Below are 23020 nucleotides of genomic sequence, written 5' to 3' on the forward strand. Positions count from 1 at the left end.
CTTATTGCCCCTGTTCGTCGGCGATGATGCGGTATTCGGCACTACGGGCGTGACCGGTCAACGATTCGCCGCGAGCGAGAATCGAAGCGGTCTTGCCCAGGTCGGAAGCACCCTGCTCGGAGCAAAAAATGATCGAGGAGCGCTTCTGGAAGTCGTACACCCCCAGCGGCGACGAAAAACGCGCCGTGCCGGAAGTCGGCAATACGTGGTTTGGACCCGCGCAGTAATCGCCCAAGGCCTCAGAGGTATGGCGGCCCATAAAGATCGCACCCGCGTGGCGGATCTGCGGCAGCCATGCTTGCGGGTCAGCCACCGACAACTCCAGGTGCTCCGGAGCAATACGGTTGGCAACATCAATCGCCTGCTGCATGTCCTTGACCAGAATCAGCGCGCCACGACCATTGATCGAGGTTTCGATGATTTCGGCCCGTTCCATGGTTGGCAGCAGCTTGGCGATGCTGGCCGCAACCTTGTCGAGGAATTCAGCGTCCGGGCTGACCAGAATCGCTTGCGCGTCTTCGTCGTGTTCGGCCTGGGAGAACAGGTCCATGGCAATCCAGTCCGGATCGGTCAGGCCATCGCAGACCACGAGAATTTCCGAAGGACCGGCGATCATATCGATGCCGACCTGACCAAATACGTGGCGTTTAGCAGTCGCGACATAGATGTTGCCCGGCCCGACCACCTTGTCGACTTTCGGAACGCTCTCGGTGCCATAAGCCAGCGCAGCGACAGCTTGTGCGCCGCCAATGGTGAACACCCGGTCAACACCCGCAATGCAGGCGGCAGCCAGTACCAGTTCATTGATTTCACCCCGCGGGGTCGGCACCACCATCACCACTTCGGTGACGCCTGCGACCTTGGCCGGAATGGCGTTCATCAATACCGACGACGGGTACGAGGCTTTGCCGCCCGGCACGTACAGACCGGCACGGTCCAGTGGCGTGACCTTTTGGCCCAGTACCGTGCCGTCGGCCTCGGTGTAGCTCCAGGAATCCTGTTTCTGTTTTTCGTGGTAGCTGCGTACACGCTGTGCGGCTTTTTCCAGCGCTTCACGCTGTGGCGTGGTAATGCGTGTCAGAGCCAGCTCCAGACGCTCGCGCGGCAGGATCAAATCCGCCATCGAGTTAACGCTCAGCCCGTCAAAGCGCTGGGTAAATTCAACCAGCGCAGCGTCGCCACGCTCGCGCACAGCTTTGATGATATCGAGCACACGCTGGTTGACCGAGTCGTCAGACACACTTTCCCAGCTCAGCAAATGATCCAGATGCTGCGCGAAATCCGGGTCAGCAGCGTTGAGTCGACGAATTGCAGTGGGAGCGGTCATAGCGAGGGCCTCGGTATTGGGCGAATGCTTGGGATATTGGTTTTGCACAGCTCAGGCACCACAAGACTACCAAGCCATCCGCGTGGGTACCTGAGATTTCTGGCTATTACACGGATAGATGGGCGCGACTCAAGGTCGCGCAGATGAGTCAGCCGCGGTGTCGCGATTCCACTGCTTTGCGCAGGGTATCGATCAGGGCTTGAATACGGGCGTGCTGCATTTTCATCGAAGCCTTGTTAACCACCAGACGGGAGCTGATGGCGGCAATGAATTCCTGAGGTTCCAGGCCATTGGCACGCAAGGTGTTGCCGGTATCGACCACGTCGATGATCTTGTCCGCGAGACCAATCAGCGGCGCCAGCTCCATCGAGCCGTACAGCTTGATGATGTCGACCTGACGGCCCTGCTCGGCGTAGTAACGCTTGGCGACATTGACGAACTTGGTCGCAACGCGCAGGCGGCCTTTAGGCTCGGGGGCACCGATGGCACCGGCAGTCATCAGTTTGCACTGGGCAATCTGCAGGTCCAGCGGCTCATACAGGCCCTGGCCGCCGTATTCCATCAGCACGTCTTTACCGGCCACACCGAGGTCGGCGGCACCATGTTCAACGTAAGTTGGCACGTCGGTGGCACGGACGATCAGCAGCCGGACGTCTGGCTGGGAAGTCGGGATGATCAGCTTGCGGCTTTTGTCCGGATTCTCGGTCGGCACAATGCCCGCTTCAGCCAGAAGCGGCAGGGTGTCGTCAAGGATACGGCCCTTGGACAGTGCAATGGTCAACATGGGAAACGTAAGTCCTTATCAGGGTACTTTTGCCCGAACGCAATCGGCGCCGGACAAGCATCGAGCCTGATATCAGGCTCGACTTGAACGATTCGAGGCCAGGTAAAGTAACGCTTGCAAGCCATTACGTCACCTGGCGGCTGGACACTATCCCTGTGCCCATGAAGCCAAACAGCAAAAACTAGCCCGGAACGCGGCGGATTTTGGCGCCCAGCATCTGCAGTTTTTCTTCGATGCACTCATAGCCACGGTCTATGTGGTAAATGCGATCGATCAGGGTGTCGCCTTCAGCTACCAGAGCCGAAATCACCAGGCTGGCCGAAGCACGCAGGTCGGTGGCCATTACTGGCGCGCCCTTGAGGGTTTCAGTGCCGGTAACGATGGCAGTGTTGCCTTCAACCTGGATCTTGGCACCCATGCGGTGCAGTTCATACACGTGCATAAAGCGGTTTTCGAAGATGGTCTCGATCACAGCACCCGTGCCTTCGGCAATGGCGTTGAGGGAGATGAACTGCGCCTGCATGTCGGTCGGGAACGCCGGGTACGGAGCGGTACGCACGTTCACCGCTTTAGGGCGCTTGCCGTGCATGTTCAGCTCGATCCAGTCTTCACCGGTGGTGATTTCTGCGCCCGCTTCCTTGAGCTTTTCAAGAACCGCTTCGAGGATGGTCGGATCAGTGTCCTTGACCTTCACACGGCCACCGGTCACGGCTGCGGCTACCAGGTAGGTACCGGTTTCGATACGGTCCGGCATCACGCGATAGGTCGCAGTGTGCAACTCTTTTACGCCATCAATGGTGATGGTGTCAGTGCCCGCACCGCTAACCTTGGCGCCCATGGCGTTCAGGAAGTTGGCCAGGTCGACGACTTCAGGCTCGCGTGCAGAGTTCTGCAATACGCTGCGGCCATTGGCCAGTGCTGCGGCCATCATGATGTTTTCGGTACCGGTCACACTGACGGTATCGAAGAAGAAGTTGGCACCGCGCAAGCCGCCTTCTGGCGCTTTGGCCTTGATGTAGCCGCCTTCAACGTCAATCACTGCGCCCATGGCTTCAAGGCCACGGATGTGCAGGTCAACCGGGCGCGAACCAATGGCGCAACCGCCTGGCAAGGCCACTTCAGCGTAACCAAAGCGGGCAACCATCGGTCCCAGAACCAAAATCGACGCACGCATGGTTTTCACCAGTTCGTACGGTGCAACCAAGGTTTTGATGGTGTTCGGGTTGATTTCGACGCTGAGCTTTTCATCGATCACCGGCTCAATGCCCATGCGACCGAACAGTTCGATCATGGTGGTAATGTCATGCAGATGCGGCAGGTTGGCTACGGTTACCGGGCCATTGCACAGCAAGGTCGCTGCCAGAATCGGCAGGGCGGAGTTCTTCGCCCCGGAAATGCGGATTTCGCCATCAAGACGGGCACCGCCGGTAATAATCAATTTATCCATAACAATCTCGACGCCAATGGGCTCAGGGGGCTCAGGTGCGCTCGGCCCAGGCCGCGCTGCTGAAGAATTTCATAGTGACCGCATGGATGCTGCCATCAGCGATCCACGGGTTTAAATGGGCATAGATGCTTTGTTGACGTTTGACCGGGCTCAGGGCCACCAGTTCGTCACTGATCACGTTCAGCTGAAAGTTGCAGCCTTCGCCCTCAACTTCTACCTGGGTTCCAGGCAGCTTTCCCTCAAGAAAGCTCTTCACTTCTACGGCCTGCATGCTCAACCTCATTCGGCGCCTAACGCGCGCGGGTCGGCCATCATACAAAAAAGCCCCGCGCCTGCGAACCCCGTATAACAGGACTCTGACGGGGGGCTTTTCTATAGGTGGCAATTAATGATGTGCCAGCAGCTCGGTCAGGCCCGAGACCTGGGCGATTTCGCGCATGTCTTCGGGCATGGCACGAATGCTCAATGGCTTGTTCAGGGCTTGCGCATCACGGATGTAACACAGCAACAGTGACAATCCGACGCTGCTGGATTTGGTGACTGCCGAGCAATCCACCACCAGGGCTTTGGCCAGGGCTTTTTTGATCAGGGCCTGGCCTTCTTTGCGCAAACGAGGGCCGGTCTGATAATCGAGCACGCCACTAAGACGCAGCTCACTCTCGCCGGCCAGGGTTACACCCGCCTCACTCATTTGCCAGCTGCCTTGGGAGCAGCTGCATCGGTAGTTTCCTTGGCCTTGGCAACTTCACCAGCCCAGTTATCGATGGTCTGATCCAGGTTATTGCCGTTGCGCTGCATGGCATCAGCGAACTGATCACGGAACAGCTTGCCGATGTTGATGCCATTGATAATCACGTTGCGCACTTTCCACTCGCCGTTCACCTTGTTAAGGGTATAGGAGAGCGGGTAAATGGCGCCGCTATCACCTTTCACGGTCATATCGACACTGGTGCGATCCCCGCTTTCATCCTTGGCCGGCGAAACGGTGATGCCCTTGTTGTTGAATTCAAGCAAGGCGTTGCCATAGAACTGCATCAGGCTGCGCTTGAAGTTCTCTTGAAAACGTTGCATCTGCGCAGGTGTAGCGTTGCGCGAGTACTTCACGGTCATGATGCTTTTGGAAATACCGTCGACATCCACTGCTGGGCCAACGATTTCGTTCAAGGCATCGTAAAACTTGGACGGGCTTTGCTTGTACTGCTCTTTGTTGGCAGACAGGTCGGCCAGCAACCGGGTTGTTGTGTCTGAAACGATATCGTGGGCAGATTGCCCCGGCGCAGCATTTGCCATCAGAGGAAGGGCTGCAGCCAGAACTACCAGCAGGCCACGGCGCAAGAGAGAGATCATCTAAAAGCTCCTTATTTGGCGTCTTTGCTAACGGTATTAAGCAGGAATTTACCGATCAGGTCTTCCAGAACCAACGACGACTGAGTGTCGTGAATAGTGCCACCGTCTTTGAGCAGGGTGTCTTCACCACCCACGCTGAGACCGATATATTTCTCACCCAGCAGACCCGCTGTGAGAATAGACGCAGTCGAATCGGTCGGCAGATTATCCACAGCTTTTTCGAGTTGCAAGGTGACACGAGCCATGTAGTTGTCACGGTCCAGATCGATCGCCGTAACCTTGCCGATGGTCACGCCCGCCATGGTGACTTTGGCGCGCACGGTAAGACCGGCAATGTTGTCAAAATTGGCATACAGCTTGTACGTGTCGGTGCTGGCGGTCGGGGACAGTCCACTGACCCGCAGGGCGAGCAACAGCAAAGCCAGGATGCCAGCCAGCAGGAACAGGCCGACACCGATTTCCATGGTGCGGTTTTGCATCAGAAATCTCCAAACATCAAGGCAGTCAAAATAAAGTCCAGGCCGAGGACTGCCAATGAGGCATACACCACGGTCTTGGTAGTGGCACGGCTGATCCCCTCTGAAGTGGGCTCGCAGTCATAACCTTGAAACACGGCAATCCAGGTCACTACAAAGGCAAAAACGATGCTTTTGATGATCCCGTTAAGTACGTCACCACTGAAGGTTACGCTGTTTTGCATATTGGCCCAGTAGGAGCCGTCATAGACGCCCAGCCAATCTACTGCAACCCACGAGCCGCCCCAGATCCCGACCACACTGAAAATCATCGCCAGCACAGGCAGGGAAATAAACCCGGCCCACAACCGTGGCGCAATGATGTACTTGAGTGGGTCAACCCCAATCATTTCCAGGCTGGACAGTTGCTCGGTCGATTTCATGTTGCCGATTTCAGCGGTCAATGCAGACCCCGCTCGCCCGGCAAACAGCAAGGCAGTTACAACCGGCCCCAGCTCACGCAACAGGGTCAAGGCAACCATTTGCCCGACAGCCTGCTCGGAACCATAGCTGGACAGAATGCTGAAGCCTTGCAGCGCCAACACCATGCCGATGAATATGCCGGACACCACAATAATGACCAAGGACATGACGCCTACAGAGTGCAGTTGCTTGAGCAAAAGCCCAAACCCGCCACCGATACCGCCACGCCCCAGCAGTGCATGAAACAGGAAAATCGTCGAACGCCCCAGCACCGAGACAATGTCTATCCCGGCACGACCGAACAATCCGACACGGTCCATTAATGAATGTTTGCGCATCAGCGCTTCCCCAGAAGATCGGTTCGGTAGTCCGAGGCCGGAAAGTGAAACGGAACCGGGCCATCCGGATCGCCGGTCATGAACTGGCGAATACGCGGATTATCGGCATTCATCAGCTCTTCCGGCGTGCCCTGCCCCAGCACCTGACCATCGCCGACTACATACAGATAGTCAGAAATACTCGCGGTTTCAGCCAGGTCATGAGAAACCACAATACTGGTGATACCCAACGCATCGTTGAGCAGGCGAATCAGCCGTACCAGCACCCCCATTGCAATGGGATCCTGGCCCACGAAGGGCTCGTCATACATCAGGATTTGCGGATCCAGGGCAATCGCCCGCGCCAAAGCCACCCGGCGCTTCATGCCGCCAGACAATTCGTCGGGCATCAGATCGATAGCCCCGCGCAAGCCCACTGCCTGCAATTTCAGCAACACAATGTCGCGAATCATTTCTTCCGGCAGCTCGGTATGCACCCGCAGCGGGAAGGCAACGTTCTCGAACACGTCCAGATCGGTAAACAGCGCACCGCTCTGAAACAGCACGCCCATATGCTTGCGGGCATCAAACAAATCACTGCGCGACAGGGTCGGCAGGTTTTGATCATTGACCCACACTTCGCCGCTACTGGGACGCAGTTGCATGCCCATCAGGCGCAATAGTGTGGTTTTGCCGCAGCCCGACGGGCCCATGATTCCCGTGACCTTGCCACGCGGAATACGAATATCGACATTATTGAAGATGCTGCGCGTGCCGCGCTTGAAGGACACTCCCTTCAGCTCGACCGCGTAGGCGTTATCGGCGCTCATCTAAACTCCTTGCGATACAGCGTCTGCCTCTCACCCGGACACCAAACTTCTTATCAAGAAGCACGCGTTCCCTGGCGGGCCGAACTGGCGGCGAACTATACCACCGCTCATAGTGACCGCCCAAGGCCGAAGGAGTGCCGGTTAAGCCTCAATACAGTGAAATAAAGAGGGTTTTTCTTAAATCACACGAAGTCTTTGCCTAAAGAGACAACAATGCACTGCGATCAAGCGTGAGGGATGCGCACATAACCGCTATAATCGTTGCCTTTTCTCAGGCTACCCGACTTCAACCATGAGCCAATCCAGCGACCTGATTCAATCTGCCCAACGCACTATCCGCCTCGAACTGGAAGCCGTAGAAGGTTTACTGGCACATATCGACGCAGATTTCGTACGCGCTTGCGAGATGATTTTGGCTAGTAAAGGCCGGGTAGTCGTGGTCGGCATGGGCAAGTCAGGGCACATAGGCAACAAGATTGCCGCCACCCTGGCCAGCACCGGCACCACGGCTTTTTTCGTTCACCCGGCAGAAGCCAGCCACGGCGACATGGGCATGATCACCCGCGATGACATCATCCTCGCACTGTCCAACTCCGGCTCAACCGCCGAAATTGTCACCTTGCTGCCCCTGATCAAACGCCTTGGCATCAAACTGATCAGCATGACCGGCAATCTAGAGTCGCCACTGGCCAAGGCCGCCGACGTCAGCCTTGACGCACGCGTAGCCCAAGAGGCTTGCCCGCTGAATCTGGCACCGACCTCCTCCACCACGGCAACCCTGGTTCTGGGCGATGCACTGGCCATTGCACTGCTTGAAGCCCGCGGTTTCACAGCAGAAGACTTTGCCTTTTCCCACCCTGGTGGCGCCCTGGGCCGTCGCTTGTTGCTGAAAGTCGAAAACGTCATGCACTCTGGCGACGAGCTGCCGCAGGTACAGCGCGGCACGCTGCTCAAGGAAGCGCTGATGGAAATGACCCGCAAGGGCCTGGGCATGACCGTGGTCGTTGAAGAAGACGGCCGCTTGGCCGGAATCTTTACTGACGGCGACTTGCGTCGCACCCTGGACCGTGAGATCGATATCCGCAATGCAACCATCGATGCGGTCATGACCCCACACGGTAAAACCGCCCGCGCTGACATCCTGGCGGCCGAAGCCCTGAAAATTATGGAAGACCACAAAATCAGCGCGCTGGTTGTTGTCGACAAGGAAGACCGCCCGGTTGGTGCCTTGAACATGCACGATCTGCTACGCGCAGGAGTAATGTAATGACCCAGGAACTTCTCAAGCGCGGTAAAAACATCAAGCTGGCCATTTTCGACGTTGACGGCGTTTTGACCGACGGCCGCCTGTACTTCCTCGAAGACGGCAGCGAGTTCAAGACCTTCAACACCCTCGACGGCCAGGGCATCAAGATGCTGATGGCTGCAGGAGTCCAGACCGCGATCATCAGCGGCCGCAAAACCCCGGTGGTCGAGCGCCGCGCGCAAAACCTGGGTATTCCACACCTGTATCAGGGTCGAGAAGACAAATTGGTCGTGTTGGACGAGCTTCTTGGCCAACTCAACCTAAGCTATGAACAGGTCGCCTATCTGGGCGATGATCTGCCTGACTTGCCGGTCATCCGTCGTGTCGGCCTGGGCATGGCGGTGGCCAATGCCGCTGGCTTTGTTCGCGAACACGCCCATGGCGTTACTCAGGCACGTGGTGGCGAAGGTGCCGCCCGCGAATTCTGCGAGCTGATTCTGCGTGCCCAGGGCAGCCTGGACGCAGCCCACGCCGCCTACCTATAGAGCTTTATATGCTGAGCAAAAAGATTCGCCACATTCTGCTATTCGCGGTCATTGCTTCGCTGTTTGCGGCAGTTGGCTACTGGAATATCAGACCGGAACGCTTTCTCGACACCCCTGCCGTGGCTGTTGATGAACAGGCTATCGACTATTACGCCGTCAATGCACGCAGCCTTCAGTACTTGCCAGACGGCAAGCTGCAATACGAGATGACCTCCGACAAGCTTGAACATCTTAAAGCGTCGGAAGTCACTCAACTGACCCGCCCCGACATGCAAATGTATCGCGGCACGGCATACCCATGGCACGTGCAGAGCGAGCGTGGCGAAGTCAACCCGGACGGTACGCAGGTCGAGCTGATCGACTCGGTGCGTGTTGCCCGCACCGACGAGAAGAACCGCAGCACCGTTATTACCAGTACCCGCATGACTGTATTCCCGCAGAAGCAATATGCGCAGACCGAGCGAGACGTTAGAATCGACGGTGCTGGCGGCGTAACGACCGGCAAGGGCATGAAAGCATATTTGAAAGACGGCAGGATGGACCTGCTGTCCAACGTAAGAGGACAGTATGAGTCTCGTTAAAACCCTCCCTTTATTGCTCAGCTTGAGCGCAGCACTGGGAAGCGTGAGCGCCTGGGCTCTGCCGAACGACAACGAGCAACCTATCCGCATCCAGGCCAACGAAGCCCAACTGGATGACAAGCAAGGCGTTGCCACCTACAAGGGCGATGTAATCATCACCCAGGGTTCGATGAAAATCACTGGCAACACCGTCACCATTACTCGCAATAGCGCGGGCGAGATCGACGTGGTTACTTCCGTCGGCAACCTGGCTTACTTCGAGCAACTGCAGAAAGCCACGGACCCCAAGCCGGTTCAGGCTTATGCCGTTACCATTCAATACCATGCGCCGCAAAACCGCATCGTGCTGATCGACAAGGCTAAAGTCATCAACGACGGCAACACCACCGAAGGTGAAAAAATCATCTACGACACGGTGAAACAAGTCGCCAGCGCCGGTCGCGCCAATGGCAGCCAGGTCACAGCACCTCGCCCACGCATTGACATGGTGATCCAGCCCAAGAAGAAGGCCCAGTAATGGCAACTCTGAAAGCCCAGCATCTGGCCAAAAGCTACAAGAGCCGTCAGGTAGTACGTGATGTCAGCCTGTCGATCGACAGCGGGCAAATCGTGGGCTTGCTCGGCCCTAACGGCGCGGGCAAAACCACGTGCTTCTATATGATTGTCGGCCTGGTACATGCCGATCAGGGCCGCGTCCTGATCGATGACCTGGACGTCAGCCATGAGCCGATGCACGGTCGCGCACGCGCCGGTATTGGTTACTTGCCGCAGGAAGCCTCGATTTTTCGCAAGCTGTCGGTAGCCGACAACATCATGGCGATCCTCGAGACCCGCAAGGAACTCGACAAGGCAGGTCGACGCAAAGAGCTGGAAAGCTTGCTGCAAGAGTTCCACATCAACCACATCCGCGACAACCTGGGCATGAGCCTGTCGGGCGGCGAGCGTCGCCGAGTAGAAATTGCCCGGGCACTGGCCACCGCCCCCAAGTTCATCCTGCTCGACGAACCCTTTGCCGGGGTTGACCCGATCTCGGTCGGCGACATCAAGCAAATCATCTACCACCTCAAAGCCAAGGGCATTGGCGTACTGATCACTGATCACAACGTGCGCGAAACCCTCGACATCTGCGAAACCGCTTATATCGTTAACGACGGCCAACTTATTGCCGAAGGTGATGCTGAAACGATTCTTGCCAACAAGTTGGTGAGAGAAGTGTATCTGGGCAATGAATTCCGCTTGTAAGGCCAGGATATAGCGTGTTGCCGGAGCGCCAAGGACAGAAAAAAGTCCGCATGATTTTTATTATCCAGGCGCTCGATGGGGAGCGCTCTCGATTAGTTGCGCAAGCAAAAAACTAATCTGAGCACCCCCTAGGCAAACGCATCGGTTTCAGGCATATAATTTGCTTATGTTTGGCGCTCACGCGCCCTGTAGTGGATGGCGCCATGTGCGCCGGCGAATAAGGTGTTAAGCCCCTGCCATGAAACCATCGCTAGTCTTGAGAATGGGCCAGCAGCTGACGATGACACCTCAGCTGCAACAGGCCATCCGCCTGCTCCAATTGTCGACCCTCGACCTGCAACAGGAAATCCAGGAAGCCCTGGAGTCCAATCCGATGCTCGAACGCCAGGAAGAAGGCGACGACTTCGACAATGCAGACCCCCTGGCCGACAACATCGAGCAAAAACCCAATACCGACGTTCAGGAACCGACTTACCAGGAATCTGCGCAAACTGTAGATAACCTGGACGAAGGCGACTGGAACGACCGCATTCCCAATGAACTGCCAGTCGATACCGCCTGGGAAGACATCTACCAGACCAGCGCCAGCAGCCTGCCAAGCAACGACGATGACGAGTGGGACTTCACCACCCGCACCTCTGCTGGCGAAAGCCTGCAAAGTCACCTGCTGTGGCAATTGAACCTGGCACCGATGTCTGACACCGACCGACTGATCGGCGTGACCCTTATCGACTGCATCAACAACCAGGGCTACCTGGACGAAACCCTCGAGGAAATTCTCGAAGCGTTCGATCCGGAACTGGACATTGAGCTCGATGAAATCGAAGCCGTTCTGCACCGCATTCAGCAATTCGAGCCATCTGGCATCGGTGCGCGCAACCTGGGCGAGTGCCTGCTGCTGCAATTGCGTCAGCTCCCGGCCAAGACACCCTGGCTGAACGAAGCCAAACGCCTGGTCACTGACTACATCGATCTGCTGGGCGCGCGCGACTACAGCCAACTCATGCGCCGCATGAAGCTCAAGGAAGACGAGCTGCGCCAGGTCATTGAGCTGGTGCAAAGCCTCAACCCGCGCCCTGGCTCGCAAATCGAGTCCAGCGAAGCCGAGTACGTCGTACCTGACGTGATCGTACGCAAGGACAACGAACGCTGGCTGGTAGAACTCAATCAAGAGTCCGTGCCACGCTTGCGGGTCAACCCGCAATACGCGGGTTTCGTGCGCCGCGCCGACACCAGTGCCGACAACACCTTTATGCGCAACCAGTTGCAGGAAGCACGCTGGTTCATCAAAAGCCTGCAAAGCCGCAACGAAACCCTGATGAAAGTGGCTACCCAAATCGTCGAGCATCAGCGCGGCTTTCTGGAATATGGCGACGAGGCCATGAAGCCGTTGGTACTGCATGACATCGCAGAAGCTGTCGGCATGCACGAATCAACGATTTCGCGAGTAACTACGCAGAAATTCATGCATACCCCCCGCGGTATTTATGAGCTTAAGTACTTTTTCTCCAGCCACGTCAGCACCTCCGAAGGCGGCGAATGCTCCTCCACCGCGATCCGTGCCATCATCAAAAAACTGGTTGCGGCTGAAAATCAGAAAAAGCCGTTGAGTGACAGCAAGATCGCTGGTTTACTGGAGGCACAAGGTATTCAGGTAGCCCGTCGCACCGTCGCCAAGTACCGCGAATCCCTAGGGATAGCGCCTTCAAGCGAACGTAAGCGGTTGATGTAAGCCACGGACCCCAGCGTTTCAGTGGCAGGCTGCTCGGCCTGCCGCTTTATGCAATGGCATCAAAGGAGAAACTGTATGCAAGTCAACATCAGTGGACACCAACTGGAAGTCACCGAACCGCTACGCGCTTACATCGGCGAAAAACTCGACCGACTGGAGCGTCACTTCGACAAGATTACCAACGTACAGGTAACGATGGCGGTCGAAAAACTTAAACAGAAGATCGAAGCCACCTTGCACATCCATGGAGGAGAAGTCGTTGCCAACGCCGAGCATGACGACATGTATGCCGCCATTGATCTGCTCACTGACAAGCTTGATCGCCAACTGAAAAAGCATAAGGAAAAGACCCAAAGCCTGCTCCAGGGCGCGACCGGTCGTTAATACTCCCTACCCATGATCCGACTTGAAAGTATCCTGACCCCCGGCCGTTCCTTGGTGAACGCGCCGGGCGGCAGTAAAAAGCGCGCACTCGAACACATTGCCAACCTGATCAGCCGCGAAGTGCCTGGTCTCGAAATGCAGGATGTTTTTGAGAGCCTTATCGCCCGTGAAAAACTGGGTTCTACCGGTTTTGGTAACGGCATCGCCATACCCCACTGCCGCCTCAAGGGCTGTGAGTCGCCAGTCAGCGCCTTGCTTCACCTCGACGCCCCTATAGATTTCGACGCCATCGATGGCGCGCCGGTCGACCTGCTGTTCGTTTTGCTGGTGCCAGAAGCGGCAACCGATGCACACCTGGAACTGCTCCGGCAGATTGCCAGCATGCTCGATCGTAAAGACGTTCGCGAAAGACTGCGTAACGCATCCAGCAACGAAGCGTTGTATCAGGTTGTTCTGGACGTACAGAACGGTCATTAATCATGCGCTTAGTAATTGTCAGCGGACGCTCCGGCTCCGGTAAAAGTACAGCCCTCGCCGTCCTTGAAGATAACGGCTTCTACTGCATCGACAACCTGCCAGCCGGCTTGCTGCCGGAACTGGCCGAGCGTGCGCTGATTCACACCGAATTGGCGCAGCCGCTGGTGGCCGTATCGATCGATGCGCGAAACCTGCCGAGCCACTTGTCACGTTTCCCCCAACTGCTTGAAGAGGTTCGTAATCGGCATATCCAGTGCGATGTTCTGTACCTGGACGCCGACGAAGAAACCTTGCTCAAGCGCTTCTCGGAAACACGTCGCCGTCACCCGCTCAGCAGCGCAAGCCGCTCACTTGCCGAAGCTATTCGAGACGAAACCCAACTGCTCGGGCCAATTGTTGACCTCGCAGACCTGACCATCAACACCACCAATCTGAACTTGTATCAGTTGCGTGACACCATCAAGTTGCGCCTGCTGAACAAGCCTGAACCCGGCACTGCCTTTTTGGTTGAGTCGTTTGGCTTCAAGCGCGGGATGCCAGTGGATGCTGATCTGGTCTTTGACGTACGTTGCCTGCCTAACCCGTACTGGAAACCCGAGCTGCGCGAGCAATCGGGACTCGACCAACCGGTTGCCGACTATCTGGCAGCACAACCCGATGTCGAAGAGATGTTCCAGGATATCTCCAGTTACCTGTTGAAGTGGCTACCGCGTTTTGCTGCCAGTAATCGTGCCTATGTAACGATTGGTATTGGCTGCACGGGCGGGCATCACCGCTCGGTGTACCTGACCGAACGCTTGGGCAAATGCCTGCAAGAAACTCTGAAGAACGTCCAGGTTCGCCACCGCGACCTTACTTGAAGGATCTACCCCGCGATGCCTGTACTGGAAATTGAAATCATCAACAAACTGGGCTTGCACGCCCGGGCATCAGCAAAGTTCGTCGGTATCGCAGGGCAGTTCCCATGTCAGATCCGGGCGGGTCGTACTCCTGAATCAATGGTAGATGGCAAAAGCATCATGGCCATGATGATGCTCGCTGCGGGCAAGGGAACCACCATCCACCTGATGACCGAAGGTGAGCAGGAGCAGGAAGCTCTGGATGCACTGGCCAAACTGATCAACAACTTCTTTGATGAGGGTGAGTGAGCAAAGCGACGCAATTGCTCGTAGCAGCTGACGAGCTCCACGAGGCTGCGTTCGGCGATGCAATCGTCGTAAACCCGGTATACGCGATTTATCTGAAACACCAAGGCTGAATGGTTTTACGGCTGCTTCGCAGCCGAACGTAGCCTCGTTCTACTCGTCAACTGCTACAGGAGTTTTGCTCGCCTTGTCGCCGGCGAGGAACGAAGGCTGCGACTACGCCCCAAGCGCCGTATCCATCACCATCATCAGGCAAAAGCCAACACACAACCCCAGGCTCGCCAGTTTTTCGTGACCATTGCGCCGCGACTCCGGGATCACCTCCTGCGTGACCACCAACAGCATCGCCCCTGCCGCCAATGCCAGCCCCAACGGTAACAACACCTCAGCCAGATTGACCAGCCAAGCGCAGAGCACCGCGAACACCGGCTCAACCAGACCGGAGGCTGCGCCAATCAGGAACGCCTTGACCCGCGACATGCCCGCCCCTGCCAGCACCAAGGCAATCACCAGCCCTTCAGGCACATCCTGCAAGGCTATGCCCATCGCCAGGCTATCGGCATCAGGCATACCGCCCCCCGCCGACACCCCGACCGCCATGCCTTCGGGAATGTTGTGCGCCACAATCGCAATCACAAACAACCAGATCCGCGGTGCAATAACCGGCTCGCCTGGGCGGCTGGCGAACACCTCCGGCCCGACACCCGAGACCTTGCGATCCACCAGAAACAGGCAGAAAGCGCCCAGCATGATGCCCAGACTGATCAGCCCGCTGGAAGACCAGGGCGACAACCCCAGGCCTTGAGCGGCAGCAATCCCCGGCACAATCAGCGAAAAGGCCGTGGCCGCCAACATCACCCCGGCACCAAAGCCAAGTAAGGTATCGCTGACCGCCACCGGCATTTTACGAATGACCAATACCGGCACCGCACCCAATGCAGTGCCCAGCGCACAGAGCGAACCGCCCTGCAGCGCCCGCAACAGTTTCGGCTCCAGATCCAGCCAGACCAAACCCTTGGCTACCAGCAAGGCTGTGCCCGCCAGTAGCAAGAGCGTGCCGAGGGCATAGCGAAACATCCGCACGCCACCTACCGCCAATATTTGCGTGCCCATAATCCGCCTGAATCCTTTTGAGTGGGCTCAGCCAATCGCTGCTTGATAGCGACGCGCCACTTCAGGCCAATTAATCACGTTGTAAAACGCATTGATGTATTCCGGGCGACGGTTTTGATAGCGCAGGTAATAGGCGTGCTCCCATACGTCCAGCCCGAGAATCGGCGTATTGCCATTCATCAACGGACTGTCCTGGTTACCACTGCTCTCGATCACCAGTGTTTTTTGCGGGGTCACACTCAGCCAGGCCCAGCCACTACCAAAACGAGTCAGCGCTGCCTTGGTGAAGTTCTCCTTGAAGGTCTCCAGCCCGCCCAGTTGCTGATCAATCGCCTTGGCCAACTCACCTTCGGGCTTGCCACCGCCTTGAGGGCTCATAACTTCCCAGAACAGCGAATGGTTGGCATGCCCGCCACCTTGGTTAATCACCGCTGCCCGCAGCTTTTCGGGCAACTGATTAACACTGGCCACCAGTTTTTCCACAGGCCACTGGGCCCACTCCGTGCCCTCCACCGCCGCATTCAGGTTGTTGATATAGGTCTGGTGATGCTTGGTGTAGTGGATTTCCATGGTTTGCGCATCAATGTGCGGCTCGAGCGCGTCGTAGGCATAAGGCAAGGCAGGCAAGGTGTAAGTCATATCAATGTGCTCCCAAGTGATGGCCGCTAACTGTCGAATATTCATGGCTGCTCTGAGCCAGGTTGCTTTTGAGTAAAAGATTGGAGCGCGGGTACTCACCGTGCTCACTGATAAAGTTCAAAAGCTCAACATAGGTTTTACTGCTCTGACGCAACGCTGCTTCACGCAAGGCCGACGACAGGCGAGCGTTCTGCATGGTTTGCAATAAACGCTGGTGGATCGCGCAGAGGTACTCGACGCTCTCCTCCGGCTGGTTGAGCCGCAGGTGCAGATCCGCCAGGTTGTGGTGCGAAATGACACAAGCCGCTACTGCTTCGTCGGCATCACTCCAGCGCTCGAACAGAACTTGTGCCAGCGCCAGCGCCTGCAAGTAATGCTCCCGCGCATCGACCAGCTCGCCCTCGGCGAAACAGCGATTGGCTCTTTCGATCGTGCGTTTCCAGTGTTCCATGTGAGCCTCCAAAGCAGTGTCGATGCGTTAAACGCCGCCTGCAGTCAACTTCTCGGGGTCGAGCAAGACCTCAAGCTGGCTGCGTGGCAGGTCGGTGTATTCGAGGGCCACATCAATCACCGGGCGGCCTTGTTGATAGGCGGTCTTGGCGATTTCGGCAGCCTTCTGATAACCAATGATCGGGTTCAGGGCCGTCACCAGAATCGGATTACGCGCCAGCGCTTCTTTAAGCTTGCCCTCGTTGACCTTGAAACTGGCGATGGCCTTGTCGGCCAACAGGCGGCTGGAATTGGCCAGCAGCTCGATGCTGCTCAACAGGTTCTGGGCAATTACCGGCAACATCACGTTCAGTTCAAAGTTGCCGGACTGCCCCGCGATAGTGATCACCGTGTCGTTGCCGATCACTTGAGCTGCGACCATTGCCGTGGCTTCCGGAATCACCGGGTTGACCTTGCCCGGCATGATCGAAGAGCCCGGCTGCAAGGCCTCAAGCTCGATCTCGCCCAGGCCTGCCAAGGGACCTGAGTTCATCCAGCGCAGGTCGTTAGCAATTTTCATCAGCGAAACCGCAGTGGCCTTGAGTTGCCCCGACACCGACACGGCCGTGTCCTGCGAGCCAATCAAGGCAAACAGGTCTTTGCCCGGAGTGAATTTCACCTGGGTCAGGGCCGTGAGCTGCTGACTGAACAAAGCGGCAAACTGCGGGTGCGCGTTAATCCCGGTGCCCACCGCCGTACCGCCCTGCGCCAGCGATTGCAGCGCAGGCTGCAGATTGTGCAAATGCTCGATATTAGCCCTGAGCTGTTGCGCCCAGCCGTTGAGCACCTGGCTCATGCGCACGGGCATGGCATCCATCAAGTGCGTACGGCCGGTTTTGACGTACTGATGAACCTGCTCGGCTTTGTGCTCGATAACCTGCACCAGATGCGTCAACGCGGGCAGCAGTTGCTCGTGCAAGCCTAGAGCCGCGCTGACATGGATGGTGGTCGGGATAATGTCGTTGCTGCTTTGCCCGCAGTTGACGTGATCGTTGGGGTTAACCGGCTCACCCAGCAGCCGCGTGGCAAGCGTTGCGATCACTTCATTGGCATTCATGTTGGAACTGGTGCCCGATCCGGTCTGGAAAATATCCACCGGGAAGTGCTCCATAAAGTCACCGGTCAGCAGAATCTGGGCGGCCTCGACTATGGCCTCGCCCTGGGCAGCGCTGATTTGCTTGAGTTCAATGTTGGCTTGGGCGGCTGCGGCCTTGGCCAGAATCAGTGCGCGAATGAATTGCGCTGGCATGCGTTGATGGCTGATGGGGAAGTTGTCGACTGCACGCTGGGTTTGTGCGCCATAGAGCGCCGCCTCAGGTACGTGCAATTCGCCCATGCTGTCACGTTCGATACGAGTGTTACTCATCAGGAAATCCTTGCACCAGTTCTGTTAAAGAAATTGAAGGCTCGAGCTCGCAGGTCGCCAACTGCCAGGCACAGCTTTGCCAGCGCTTGAGTCGGCAGTTACATAGGGCTTGGGTTTCGAGGTCGCGCAGCGGGCGCCACGCGTGGTCCAGACACTGAGTGCGCCAGTGCCACGGCAGCGCGGTGTCGGTTGCGGTGTCCAGCAGCAGCCGGAAGGTAGTTACGGCAATCATCCACGGCGAGGTCGCCGTGCAGCCCGCAAGATAGCGGCCTTCAGCCAGATAATGCTCGATCAGGCGTGGCTCGTTCGGCGCCAGCCCGCAACGGATCTGGCGGCTCATCCAACGCCAGCTTTCTAGATACGGCCCTTCACGCAAGGCTGAACTCATGACCCAAGCTCACTCGATAATGAGATTCATTATTAAGCGATATTGATTATCAAAACAAGCCTGATGATGGCTTAGAGCCCTGTTCCCGGATCCGCAAGGCCGCGATCATTGATCGCGGTCTTTTTATTGCCTGAGAAAAATCTCACTCCGCCGGTGGTGCTACTGCTGGCCATAGAAGTATTAGGAAAATCCTTACAAGTAATAGGGTCTCATCCCACATCCGTACTGCAGCCAGAAACCTATCATCTACCTCGTATTCACTCAGTACCCACTGCAGCTTCCTACACCCTTAGAGGTAGCTGATGGACAACAACAACACGATTTTTAATATTGATGTTGGTAATCGTCTAACTACACCACCCACGGTTAATGGCACGGGTGCGGCCACTGCAACAATAGATCTGTGCGCCGCACACATCAAAAACGGCATATCACTGGCGGCTGGCGCTGCCAATGCAAGCATGGCTTTTACGTTTATTTACGACTAAGTAAAAACAAAGAAAGACCTCTGCCTTTCCTTAACTTTCACACGCGCACCGAGACTATTAATATGTTATTTCAAAGTTTGAACATAGTCGCCGTTCTGTTTACCGTGTTTCTGTACAGTCAAGCAGAGGCCTCAATTACGCTCAATTCAACCAGAGCAGTATTTGAAGGAAATAAAAAAGAAGCCAGTGTCATGGTGCGTAATCTGAGCAGTGACGCGATGGTACGACGGGGATAGGCAGCTACTCCATCCCGCTATCGCTCAACTATGACTAGCGGCGCAGTAAAACCTGTAGCCGCTGTCGAGGTACGAGGCTGCGAAAAGGGCCGAAGGCCCTTCAAATGCTGCGCAACCCATCGCAGCCTCGCTGCGGCTACGGAGTTTTTGCAACGATTGCGATCTGTAGCAGCTGACGAGTAGAACGAGGCTGCGTCCGAGGACAGAGTCCTCGTAAACCCGGCAATGGTTAAAACTCTGATATACCCAGGTTGTATGGTTTACGACTGCTGCGCAGCCGGACGCAGCCTCGCGAAGCTCCTCAGCGGCTACAGAGTACGGCGCAAGCCCCATATGACTCGCGCTTAGCTACCCGCCACCATCATGCGTTCGATCAGCACCGAGCCGGTACGGATGTTGCTGCGCAGTTCCAGATCGTTGCCCACGGCCACGATCTGTTTGAACATGTCGCGCATGTTGCCGGCAATCGTCACTTCTTGCACCGGGAACTGGATTTCGCCGTTTTCGACCCAGAAGCCCGCCGCGCCACGGGAGTAGTCGCCGGTGACCATGTTCAAGCCGCTGCCCATCAGTTCAGTGACAAACAGGCCGCGGCCCATGCGCCGGATCAATGCGGCCTGATCCTCATCGCCATGGGTCACGAACAGGTTGTGCACGCCGCCCGCGTTGGCGGTGCTTGGCATGCCCAGCTTGCGCCCGGAGTAGGTGCTGAGGATGTAGGACACCAATTCGCCATCTTTGATAAACGGTTTGGCGTAAGTGGCCAAACCATCGTTATCGAACGACGAACTGCCCATGGCGCGCATCAAATGCGGACGCTCATCCAGGGTCAGCCACTCAGGGAAAATCTGCTGGCCCATGGTATCCAGCAGGAACGATGACTTGCGGTACAGGTTGCCGCCCGAGATTGCGCCCAGGAAGCTGCCGAACAAGCCACCGGCCAACTCGGCCGAGAACAGGACCGGCACTTCGCAGGTCGGCACCGGGCGTGAACCCAGGCGGCGAGCGGCGCGCTCTGCAGCGCGCTGGCCAATGGTTGCGGCGTCCATCAGCAGCTCACCCTGGCAATTGACGTCATACCAGTAGTCGCGCTGCATCTGGCCATCGCCTTCGGCGATCATCACGCAGCTCAGGCTATGACGGGTCGAAGCCGAACCACCGATAAAGCCGTTGCTGTTGCCGTATACGCGGCAACCCTGATGCGTGCTTAGCGTGGTGCCATCGGCGTTCTTGATCCGGCTGTCGGCCTCGAACGCTGCGGCTTCACAGGCCAGGGCCTTTTCGATGGCTTGCTCAGGGGTAATGTCCCAGGTGTGGAACACATCGAAATCTTTCAGGTCTCGAGCCATCAGGCTGGCATCAGCCAAACCCGAGCTTTCATCTTCGGAGGTGTGCTGGGCAATCGCCAACGCCGCGGCGACGGTTTCGCGGATCGCATCCGGGCCGGTGGCCGAAGTGCTGGCCGAACCTTTGCGCTGCCCCACGTAAAGAGTGATGCCAAAACCCTGATCGCGGTTGAACTCAACGGTTTCGACTTCGCGCTGACGTACCGAGGTCGACAGGCCCTGCTCCAGCGACACAGCTACTTCACAGGCACTGGCGCCCTGACGCTTGGCTTCGGCGATGATTTGCTCTACCTGCTCTTGCAGTGCCGGCAAGGCCTGCGGGCCGACGCTTTGTACTGCACTCATGGTTTTCTCCACTCAAATTCTGTTTTCGGCAGGGCCGCCGAGCGACCGGGCCGGACAAGCGGCCCCCGACTGGTTATCATGGCGGCGTTTCTTTGCGGACTGCCACCATGGTTGATTCTTACGACGACGCCTTCGACGGCGAAAAAAGCAAATCGCAGGTCAAACGCGAGCTTCATGCTCTGGTTGATCTGGGCGAGCGTCTCACGACACTCAAGCCTGACTTGCTGAACAAAATGCCCCTGACTGACGCAATGCGAAAGGCTCTGGCAGATGCTCCAAAACACACGGCCAATATTGCGCGCAAGCGCCATATGATGTTCATCGGCAAACTGATGCGCGATCAACCGCTTGATGAAATTCTTGCTTTGATCGATCAAGTCGATGCCTCTTCTCGCCAGTACAACGAACGTTTTCACAACCTCGAGCGCTGGCGTGATCGCCTGATCGAAGGTGATGACGCAGTACTGGAAAAGTTTGTTGCCGAGTTCCCTGAAGCTGATCGCCAGCAAATGCGCTCGGTCATACGTCAGGCCAAACACGAACTGGCTCAGAACAAGGCACCGGCTTCAAGCCGCAAATTGTTCAAGTACATTCGTGGGTTGGACGAGTCTCAACGCGGTCTGCGTTAAGCCTCGTATCCGGGAGGGTTGCCTGGCAGCCTTCCCGGAAACTTCCATCAACCGCCCGTACCGCCAACAGTAATCGCGTCAATCTTCAGGGTTGGCTGCCCAACGCCTACCGGCACCGACTGTCCGTCCTTGCCGCATGTCCCCACGCCGCTATCCAGCGACAGATCGTTACCGACCATCGACACCTTGCTCATCGCTTCCGGCCCGTTGCCAATCAGGGTTGCGCCTTTGATCGGGTAAGTGATTTTACCGTCTTCGATCATGTACGCCTCGCTGGTGGAGAACACGAACTTGCCGCTGGTGATGTCGACCTGACCACCGCCCAGATTGGCGCAGTAGATGCCCTTTTTCACCGAGGCAATAATTTCGGCCGGGTCACTTTCACCGCCCAGCATGTAGGTGTTGGTCATGCGCGGCATTGGCAGATGCGCGTAGGACTCGCGACGGCCATTGCCGGTGCGGGCCACACCCATCAGGCGAGCATTGAGTTTGTCTTGCATATAGCCCTTGAGCACGCCGTTTTCGATCAGCGTAGTGCACTCGGTCGGGGTGCCTTCGTCATCGACGCTGAGCGAGCCACGGCGACCGGCCAGGGTGCCGTCATCGACAATGGTGCACAGCTTGGAGGCAACCATTTCACCCATGCGGCCGCTGTAGGCTGAACTGCCCTTGCGGTTGAAGTCCCCTTCCAGACCGTGGCCCACGGCTTCGTGCAGCAACACACCAGACCAACCAGAACCAAGGACTACAGGCATGGTGCCTGCGGGTGCCGGTACGGCTTCAAGGTTGACCAGCGCCTGACGCAGTGCCTCACGGGCATAACCCATGGCACGGTCGTCGGTGAGGAAATAGCGGTAATCGGTACGCCCGCCACCGCCATGCCCGCCGCGTTCGCGACGACCATTTTGCTCGACGATGACGCTGACATTGAAACGCACCAGAGGACGAATATCTGCCGCCAGGCCACCGTCAGTGGAGGCCACCAGAATCCGTTCCCAGACCCCGGCCATGCTCACGGTGACTTGCTGAATACGCGGATCGAGGGCGCGGGTAGCGGCATCAATACGCTTGAGCAGTTCGACCTTTTCAGCGCGGCTGATGACTTCCAGCGGGTTATCCGGGCCATACAGCTGGGCCACGTCCTGGGTGGTGAATGCCTGCACCGTGCCGTTTTGACCAGCGCGGGAGATGGAACGAGCAGCACGAGCAGCCAGCCCCAGGGCTTCCAGGGTGATCGCGTTGCTGTAGGCAAAACCGGTTTTCTCGCCAGACTGGGCGCGCACGCCTACACCCTGATCGAGATTGAAGCTGCCTTCTTTGACGATGCCGTCTTCAAGTGCCCAAGACTCGGAAATCTGGCCCTGAAAATACAGGTCTGCCGCATCGATACCTGGCCCGGCCAGGTCACCCAATACGCTTTGCAGACTTTCGATGGTGACACCGCCCGGTGCCAACAGGTGTTCGCTGACTGAGGTCAACAACTCGCTCATACTCACTCCGTCTTGGCCCCCGCATCAGCATCTTTGAGTGCTGAACCCACGGGCCTGAAAATTACTGTGGGAGCCAGCCTGCTGACGATCCAGGCGACTCGGTCTGCCTGGCTCAGCGCAGTAATGTTTTCGCTGGCAGGCCAGCTCCC

The 23020-nt window shown here is 57.1% G+C and carries 28 protein-coding genes; 12 read left to right on the plus strand and 16 right to left on the minus strand.

Annotation, left to right across the window (positions count from 1 at the left end; all coding sequences use genetic code 11):
- Position 1: 1 nt before the first annotated feature.
- From hisD to U5A05_RS20055, 9 genes are all read right to left on the minus strand, one after another.
- Positions 2–1327: a histidinol dehydrogenase gene (hisD, locus tag U5A05_RS20015; RefSeq protein WP_261739614.1), complete on the minus strand. Its 1326-nt coding sequence runs from the start codon at positions 1325–1327 to the stop codon at positions 2–4.
- A 148-nt stretch (positions 1328–1475) separates the two neighbouring features.
- Complete coding sequence (gene hisG / locus U5A05_RS20020) at positions 1476–2111, minus strand: ATP phosphoribosyltransferase (RefSeq protein ID WP_261739615.1); 636 nt, start codon at positions 2109–2111, stop codon at positions 1476–1478.
- 181 nt (positions 2112–2292) lie between these two features.
- On the minus strand, positions 2293–3558 hold the full coding sequence (gene murA / locus U5A05_RS20025) for a UDP-N-acetylglucosamine 1-carboxyvinyltransferase (protein ID WP_261739616.1): 1266 nt from the start codon (positions 3556–3558) through the stop codon (positions 2293–2295).
- Between the two features lie 31 nt (positions 3559–3589).
- Positions 3590–3829 (minus strand): BolA family protein, encoded by a 240-nt coding sequence (locus U5A05_RS20030; protein WP_003439919.1) that lies wholly within the window; start codon positions 3827–3829, stop codon positions 3590–3592.
- A gap of 114 nt (positions 3830–3943) precedes the next feature.
- Positions 3944–4249 carry an STAS domain-containing protein gene (locus U5A05_RS20035; protein WP_261739617.1) on the minus strand — a complete coding sequence of 102 codons (306 nt, stop codon included), beginning with the start codon at positions 4247–4249 and terminating at the stop codon, positions 3944–3946.
- Positions 4246–4905, minus strand: a complete 660-nt coding sequence (locus U5A05_RS20040; RefSeq protein ID WP_261739618.1) for an MlaC/ttg2D family ABC transporter substrate-binding protein — start codon at positions 4903–4905, stop codon at positions 4246–4248. The genes U5A05_RS20035 and U5A05_RS20040 overlap by 4 nt, the downstream gene beginning before the upstream one ends.
- Positions 4906–4916: 11 nt before the next feature.
- Positions 4917–5384: an outer membrane lipid asymmetry maintenance protein MlaD gene (mlaD, locus tag U5A05_RS20045; protein ID WP_261739619.1), complete on the minus strand. Its 468-nt coding sequence runs from the start codon at positions 5382–5384 to the stop codon at positions 4917–4919.
- The gene (mlaE, locus tag U5A05_RS20050; protein ID WP_261739620.1) at positions 5384–6181 is read right to left on the minus strand and encodes a lipid asymmetry maintenance ABC transporter permease subunit MlaE; all 798 of its coding nucleotides are present in this window, start codon (positions 6179–6181) and stop codon (positions 5384–5386) included. The genes mlaD and mlaE overlap by 1 nt, the downstream gene beginning before the upstream one ends.
- Positions 6181–6990, minus strand: a complete 810-nt coding sequence (locus U5A05_RS20055) for an ATP-binding cassette domain-containing protein (protein WP_048360074.1) — start codon at positions 6988–6990, stop codon at positions 6181–6183. Before U5A05_RS20055 ends, mlaE begins: the two co-directional genes overlap by 1 nt.
- Positions 6991–7282: 292 nt before the next feature.
- On the opposite strand from U5A05_RS20055, the gene U5A05_RS20060 reads away from it, so the two are divergent.
- The 10 genes from U5A05_RS20060 to U5A05_RS20105 all read left to right on the plus strand — a co-directional run bounded on the left by U5A05_RS20060 (position 7283) and on the right by U5A05_RS20105 (position 14345).
- Positions 7283–8257 (plus strand): KpsF/GutQ family sugar-phosphate isomerase, encoded by a 975-nt coding sequence (locus U5A05_RS20060; RefSeq protein WP_321834499.1) that lies wholly within the window; start codon positions 7283–7285, stop codon positions 8255–8257.
- Complete coding sequence (locus U5A05_RS20065) at positions 8257–8781, plus strand: KdsC family phosphatase (protein WP_261739622.1); 525 nt, start codon at positions 8257–8259, stop codon at positions 8779–8781. Before U5A05_RS20060 ends, U5A05_RS20065 begins: the two co-directional genes overlap by 1 nt.
- Before the next feature lie 8 nt (positions 8782–8789).
- The gene (lptC, locus tag U5A05_RS20070; RefSeq protein WP_321834501.1) at positions 8790–9362 is read left to right on the plus strand and encodes an LPS export ABC transporter periplasmic protein LptC; all 573 of its coding nucleotides are present in this window, start codon (positions 8790–8792) and stop codon (positions 9360–9362) included.
- Complete coding sequence (gene lptA / locus U5A05_RS20075; protein WP_261739624.1) at positions 9349–9879, plus strand: lipopolysaccharide transport periplasmic protein LptA; 531 nt, start codon at positions 9349–9351, stop codon at positions 9877–9879. The genes lptC and lptA overlap by 14 nt, the downstream gene beginning before the upstream one ends.
- A complete protein-coding gene (gene lptB, locus U5A05_RS20080) occupies positions 9879–10604 on the plus strand; it encodes an LPS export ABC transporter ATP-binding protein (protein WP_261739625.1) in 726 nt (241 codons plus the stop codon). Before lptA ends, lptB begins: the two co-directional genes overlap by 1 nt.
- Before the next feature lie 238 nt (positions 10605–10842).
- On the plus strand, positions 10843–12336 hold the full coding sequence (locus U5A05_RS20085; RefSeq protein ID WP_261739626.1) for an RNA polymerase factor sigma-54: 1494 nt from the start codon (positions 10843–10845) through the stop codon (positions 12334–12336).
- A gap of 75 nt (positions 12337–12411) precedes the next feature.
- A complete protein-coding gene (gene hpf / locus U5A05_RS20090) occupies positions 12412–12720 on the plus strand; it encodes a ribosome hibernation-promoting factor, HPF/YfiA family (protein ID WP_016781796.1) in 309 nt (102 codons plus the stop codon).
- A 12-nt stretch (positions 12721–12732) separates the two neighbouring features.
- Positions 12733–13197: a PTS IIA-like nitrogen regulatory protein PtsN gene (ptsN, locus tag U5A05_RS20095; protein WP_261739627.1), complete on the plus strand. Its 465-nt coding sequence runs from the start codon at positions 12733–12735 to the stop codon at positions 13195–13197.
- A 2-nt stretch (positions 13198–13199) separates the two neighbouring features.
- On the plus strand, positions 13200–14057 hold the full coding sequence (rapZ, locus tag U5A05_RS20100; protein ID WP_321834504.1) for an RNase adapter RapZ: 858 nt from the start codon (positions 13200–13202) through the stop codon (positions 14055–14057).
- Positions 14058–14072: 15 nt separating this feature from the next.
- Positions 14073–14345, plus strand: coding sequence for an HPr family phosphocarrier protein (locus tag U5A05_RS20105; RefSeq protein ID WP_261739629.1), 273 nt, complete (start codon positions 14073–14075; stop codon positions 14343–14345).
- Positions 14346–14558: 213 nt separating this feature from the next.
- On the opposite strand, the gene U5A05_RS20110 is transcribed toward U5A05_RS20105, so the two are convergent.
- From U5A05_RS20110 to U5A05_RS20130, 5 genes are read right to left on the minus strand one after another with little or no spacing between them, the layout of a single operon-like run.
- On the minus strand, positions 14559–15455 hold the full coding sequence (locus U5A05_RS20110; RefSeq protein WP_261739630.1) for a ZIP family metal transporter: 897 nt from the start codon (positions 15453–15455) through the stop codon (positions 14559–14561).
- A 27-nt stretch (positions 15456–15482) separates the two neighbouring features.
- Entirely contained in the window at positions 15483–16094 is a 612-nt protein-coding gene (locus U5A05_RS20115; protein WP_261739631.1) for a superoxide dismutase, read from the minus strand.
- A gap of 1 nt (position 16095) precedes the next feature.
- Positions 16096–16545, minus strand: a complete 450-nt coding sequence (locus U5A05_RS20120; RefSeq protein WP_261739632.1) for a DUF2753 domain-containing protein — start codon at positions 16543–16545, stop codon at positions 16096–16098.
- Between the two features lie 27 nt (positions 16546–16572).
- Positions 16573–17949, minus strand: coding sequence for a class II fumarate hydratase (locus U5A05_RS20125; protein WP_261739633.1), 1377 nt, complete (start codon positions 17947–17949; stop codon positions 16573–16575).
- Positions 17942–18337, minus strand: a complete 396-nt coding sequence (locus U5A05_RS20130; protein WP_261739634.1) for a FagA protein — start codon at positions 18335–18337, stop codon at positions 17942–17944. Before U5A05_RS20130 ends, U5A05_RS20125 begins: the two co-directional genes overlap by 8 nt.
- Positions 18338–18639: 302 nt before the next feature.
- Here U5A05_RS20130 and U5A05_RS20135 point away from each other — a divergent pair, with 302 nt between their 5' ends.
- Positions 18640–18825, plus strand: coding sequence for a hypothetical protein (locus tag U5A05_RS20135; RefSeq protein ID WP_321834505.1), 186 nt, complete (start codon positions 18640–18642; stop codon positions 18823–18825).
- Between the two features lie 580 nt (positions 18826–19405).
- On the opposite strand, the gene pmbA is transcribed toward U5A05_RS20135, so the two are convergent.
- Positions 19406–20752 carry a metalloprotease PmbA gene (gene pmbA / locus U5A05_RS20140; RefSeq protein WP_321834506.1) on the minus strand — a complete coding sequence of 449 codons (1347 nt, stop codon included), beginning with the start codon at positions 20750–20752 and terminating at the stop codon, positions 19406–19408.
- Between the two features lie 107 nt (positions 20753–20859).
- On the opposite strand from pmbA, the gene yjgA reads away from it, so the two are divergent.
- Positions 20860–21381, plus strand: a complete 522-nt coding sequence (gene yjgA, locus U5A05_RS20145) for a ribosome biogenesis factor YjgA (protein ID WP_261739637.1) — start codon at positions 20860–20862, stop codon at positions 21379–21381.
- A gap of 47 nt (positions 21382–21428) precedes the next feature.
- Here yjgA and tldD read toward each other — a convergent pair whose 3' ends face one another.
- A complete protein-coding gene (gene tldD, locus U5A05_RS20150; RefSeq protein ID WP_261739638.1) occupies positions 21429–22871 on the minus strand; it encodes a metalloprotease TldD in 1443 nt (480 codons plus the stop codon).
- Positions 22872–23020: the final 149 nt, after the last annotated feature.

Origin of the sequence: Pseudomonas kulmbachensis, from assembly GCF_963681935.1 — a bacterium.
GTDB lineage: Bacteria > Pseudomonadota > Gammaproteobacteria > Pseudomonadales > Pseudomonadaceae > Aquipseudomonas > Aquipseudomonas kulmbachensis.

What these genes read in the sequence shown, in the direction of transcription:
- U5A05_RS20085 (WP_261739626.1), top strand. Translation starts at nt 10,843, where the DNA reads ATGAAACCATCGCTAGTCTTGAGAATGGGCCAGCAGCTGACGATGACA.
- U5A05_RS20120 (WP_261739632.1), bottom strand. Translation starts at nt 16,545, where the DNA reads ATGGAACACTGGAAACGCACGATCGAAAGAGCCAATCGCTGTTTCGCC.
- mlaD (WP_261739619.1), bottom strand. Translation starts at nt 5,384, where the DNA reads ATGCAAAACCGCACCATGGAAATCGGTGTCGGCCTGTTCCTGCTGGCT.
- U5A05_RS20030 (WP_003439919.1), bottom strand. Translation starts at nt 3,829, where the DNA reads ATGCAGGCCGTAGAAGTGAAGAGCTTTCTTGAGGGAAAGCTGCCTGGA.
- U5A05_RS20035 (WP_261739617.1), bottom strand. Translation starts at nt 4,249, where the DNA reads ATGAGTGAGGCGGGTGTAACCCTGGCCGGCGAGAGTGAGCTGCGTCTT.
- U5A05_RS20135 (WP_321834505.1), top strand. Translation starts at nt 18,640, where the DNA reads ATGGACAACAACAACACGATTTTTAATATTGATGTTGGTAATCGTCTA.
- U5A05_RS20110 (WP_261739630.1), bottom strand. Translation starts at nt 15,455, where the DNA reads ATGGGCACGCAAATATTGGCGGTAGGTGGCGTGCGGATGTTTCGCTAT.
- U5A05_RS20055 (WP_048360074.1), bottom strand. Translation starts at nt 6,990, where the DNA reads ATGAGCGCCGATAACGCCTACGCGGTCGAGCTGAAGGGAGTGTCCTTC.
- U5A05_RS20060 (WP_321834499.1), top strand. Translation starts at nt 7,283, where the DNA reads ATGAGCCAATCCAGCGACCTGATTCAATCTGCCCAACGCACTATCCGC.
- ptsN (WP_261739627.1), top strand. Translation starts at nt 12,733, where the DNA reads ATGATCCGACTTGAAAGTATCCTGACCCCCGGCCGTTCCTTGGTGAAC.
- lptC (WP_321834501.1), top strand. Translation starts at nt 8,790, where the DNA reads ATGCTGAGCAAAAAGATTCGCCACATTCTGCTATTCGCGGTCATTGCT.
- yjgA (WP_261739637.1), top strand. Translation starts at nt 20,860, where the DNA reads ATGGTTGATTCTTACGACGACGCCTTCGACGGCGAAAAAAGCAAATCG.
- mlaE (WP_261739620.1), bottom strand. Translation starts at nt 6,181, where the DNA reads ATGCGCAAACATTCATTAATGGACCGTGTCGGATTGTTCGGTCGTGCC.
- U5A05_RS20065 (WP_261739622.1), top strand. Translation starts at nt 8,257, where the DNA reads ATGACCCAGGAACTTCTCAAGCGCGGTAAAAACATCAAGCTGGCCATT.
- lptB (WP_261739625.1), top strand. Translation starts at nt 9,879, where the DNA reads ATGGCAACTCTGAAAGCCCAGCATCTGGCCAAAAGCTACAAGAGCCGT.
- lptA (WP_261739624.1), top strand. Translation starts at nt 9,349, where the DNA reads ATGAGTCTCGTTAAAACCCTCCCTTTATTGCTCAGCTTGAGCGCAGCA.
- U5A05_RS20115 (WP_261739631.1), bottom strand. Translation starts at nt 16,094, where the DNA reads ATGACTTACACCTTGCCTGCCTTGCCTTATGCCTACGACGCGCTCGAG.
- U5A05_RS20130 (WP_261739634.1), bottom strand. Translation starts at nt 18,337, where the DNA reads ATGAGTTCAGCCTTGCGTGAAGGGCCGTATCTAGAAAGCTGGCGTTGG.
- hisG (WP_261739615.1), bottom strand. Translation starts at nt 2,111, where the DNA reads ATGTTGACCATTGCACTGTCCAAGGGCCGTATCCTTGACGACACCCTG.
- murA (WP_261739616.1), bottom strand. Translation starts at nt 3,558, where the DNA reads ATGGATAAATTGATTATTACCGGCGGTGCCCGTCTTGATGGCGAAATC.
- U5A05_RS20040 (WP_261739618.1), bottom strand. Translation starts at nt 4,905, where the DNA reads ATGATCTCTCTCTTGCGCCGTGGCCTGCTGGTAGTTCTGGCTGCAGCC.
- tldD (WP_261739638.1), bottom strand. Translation starts at nt 22,871, where the DNA reads ATGAGCGAGTTGTTGACCTCAGTCAGCGAACACCTGTTGGCACCGGGC.
- U5A05_RS20105 (WP_261739629.1), top strand. Translation starts at nt 14,073, where the DNA reads ATGCCTGTACTGGAAATTGAAATCATCAACAAACTGGGCTTGCACGCC.
- U5A05_RS20125 (WP_261739633.1), bottom strand. Translation starts at nt 17,949, where the DNA reads ATGAGTAACACTCGTATCGAACGTGACAGCATGGGCGAATTGCACGTA.
- rapZ (WP_321834504.1), top strand. Translation starts at nt 13,200, where the DNA reads ATGCGCTTAGTAATTGTCAGCGGACGCTCCGGCTCCGGTAAAAGTACA.
- pmbA (WP_321834506.1), bottom strand. Translation starts at nt 20,752, where the DNA reads ATGAGTGCAGTACAAAGCGTCGGCCCGCAGGCCTTGCCGGCACTGCAA.
- hpf (WP_016781796.1), top strand. Translation starts at nt 12,412, where the DNA reads ATGCAAGTCAACATCAGTGGACACCAACTGGAAGTCACCGAACCGCTA.
- hisD (WP_261739614.1), bottom strand. Translation starts at nt 1,327, where the DNA reads ATGACCGCTCCCACTGCAATTCGTCGACTCAACGCTGCTGACCCGGAT.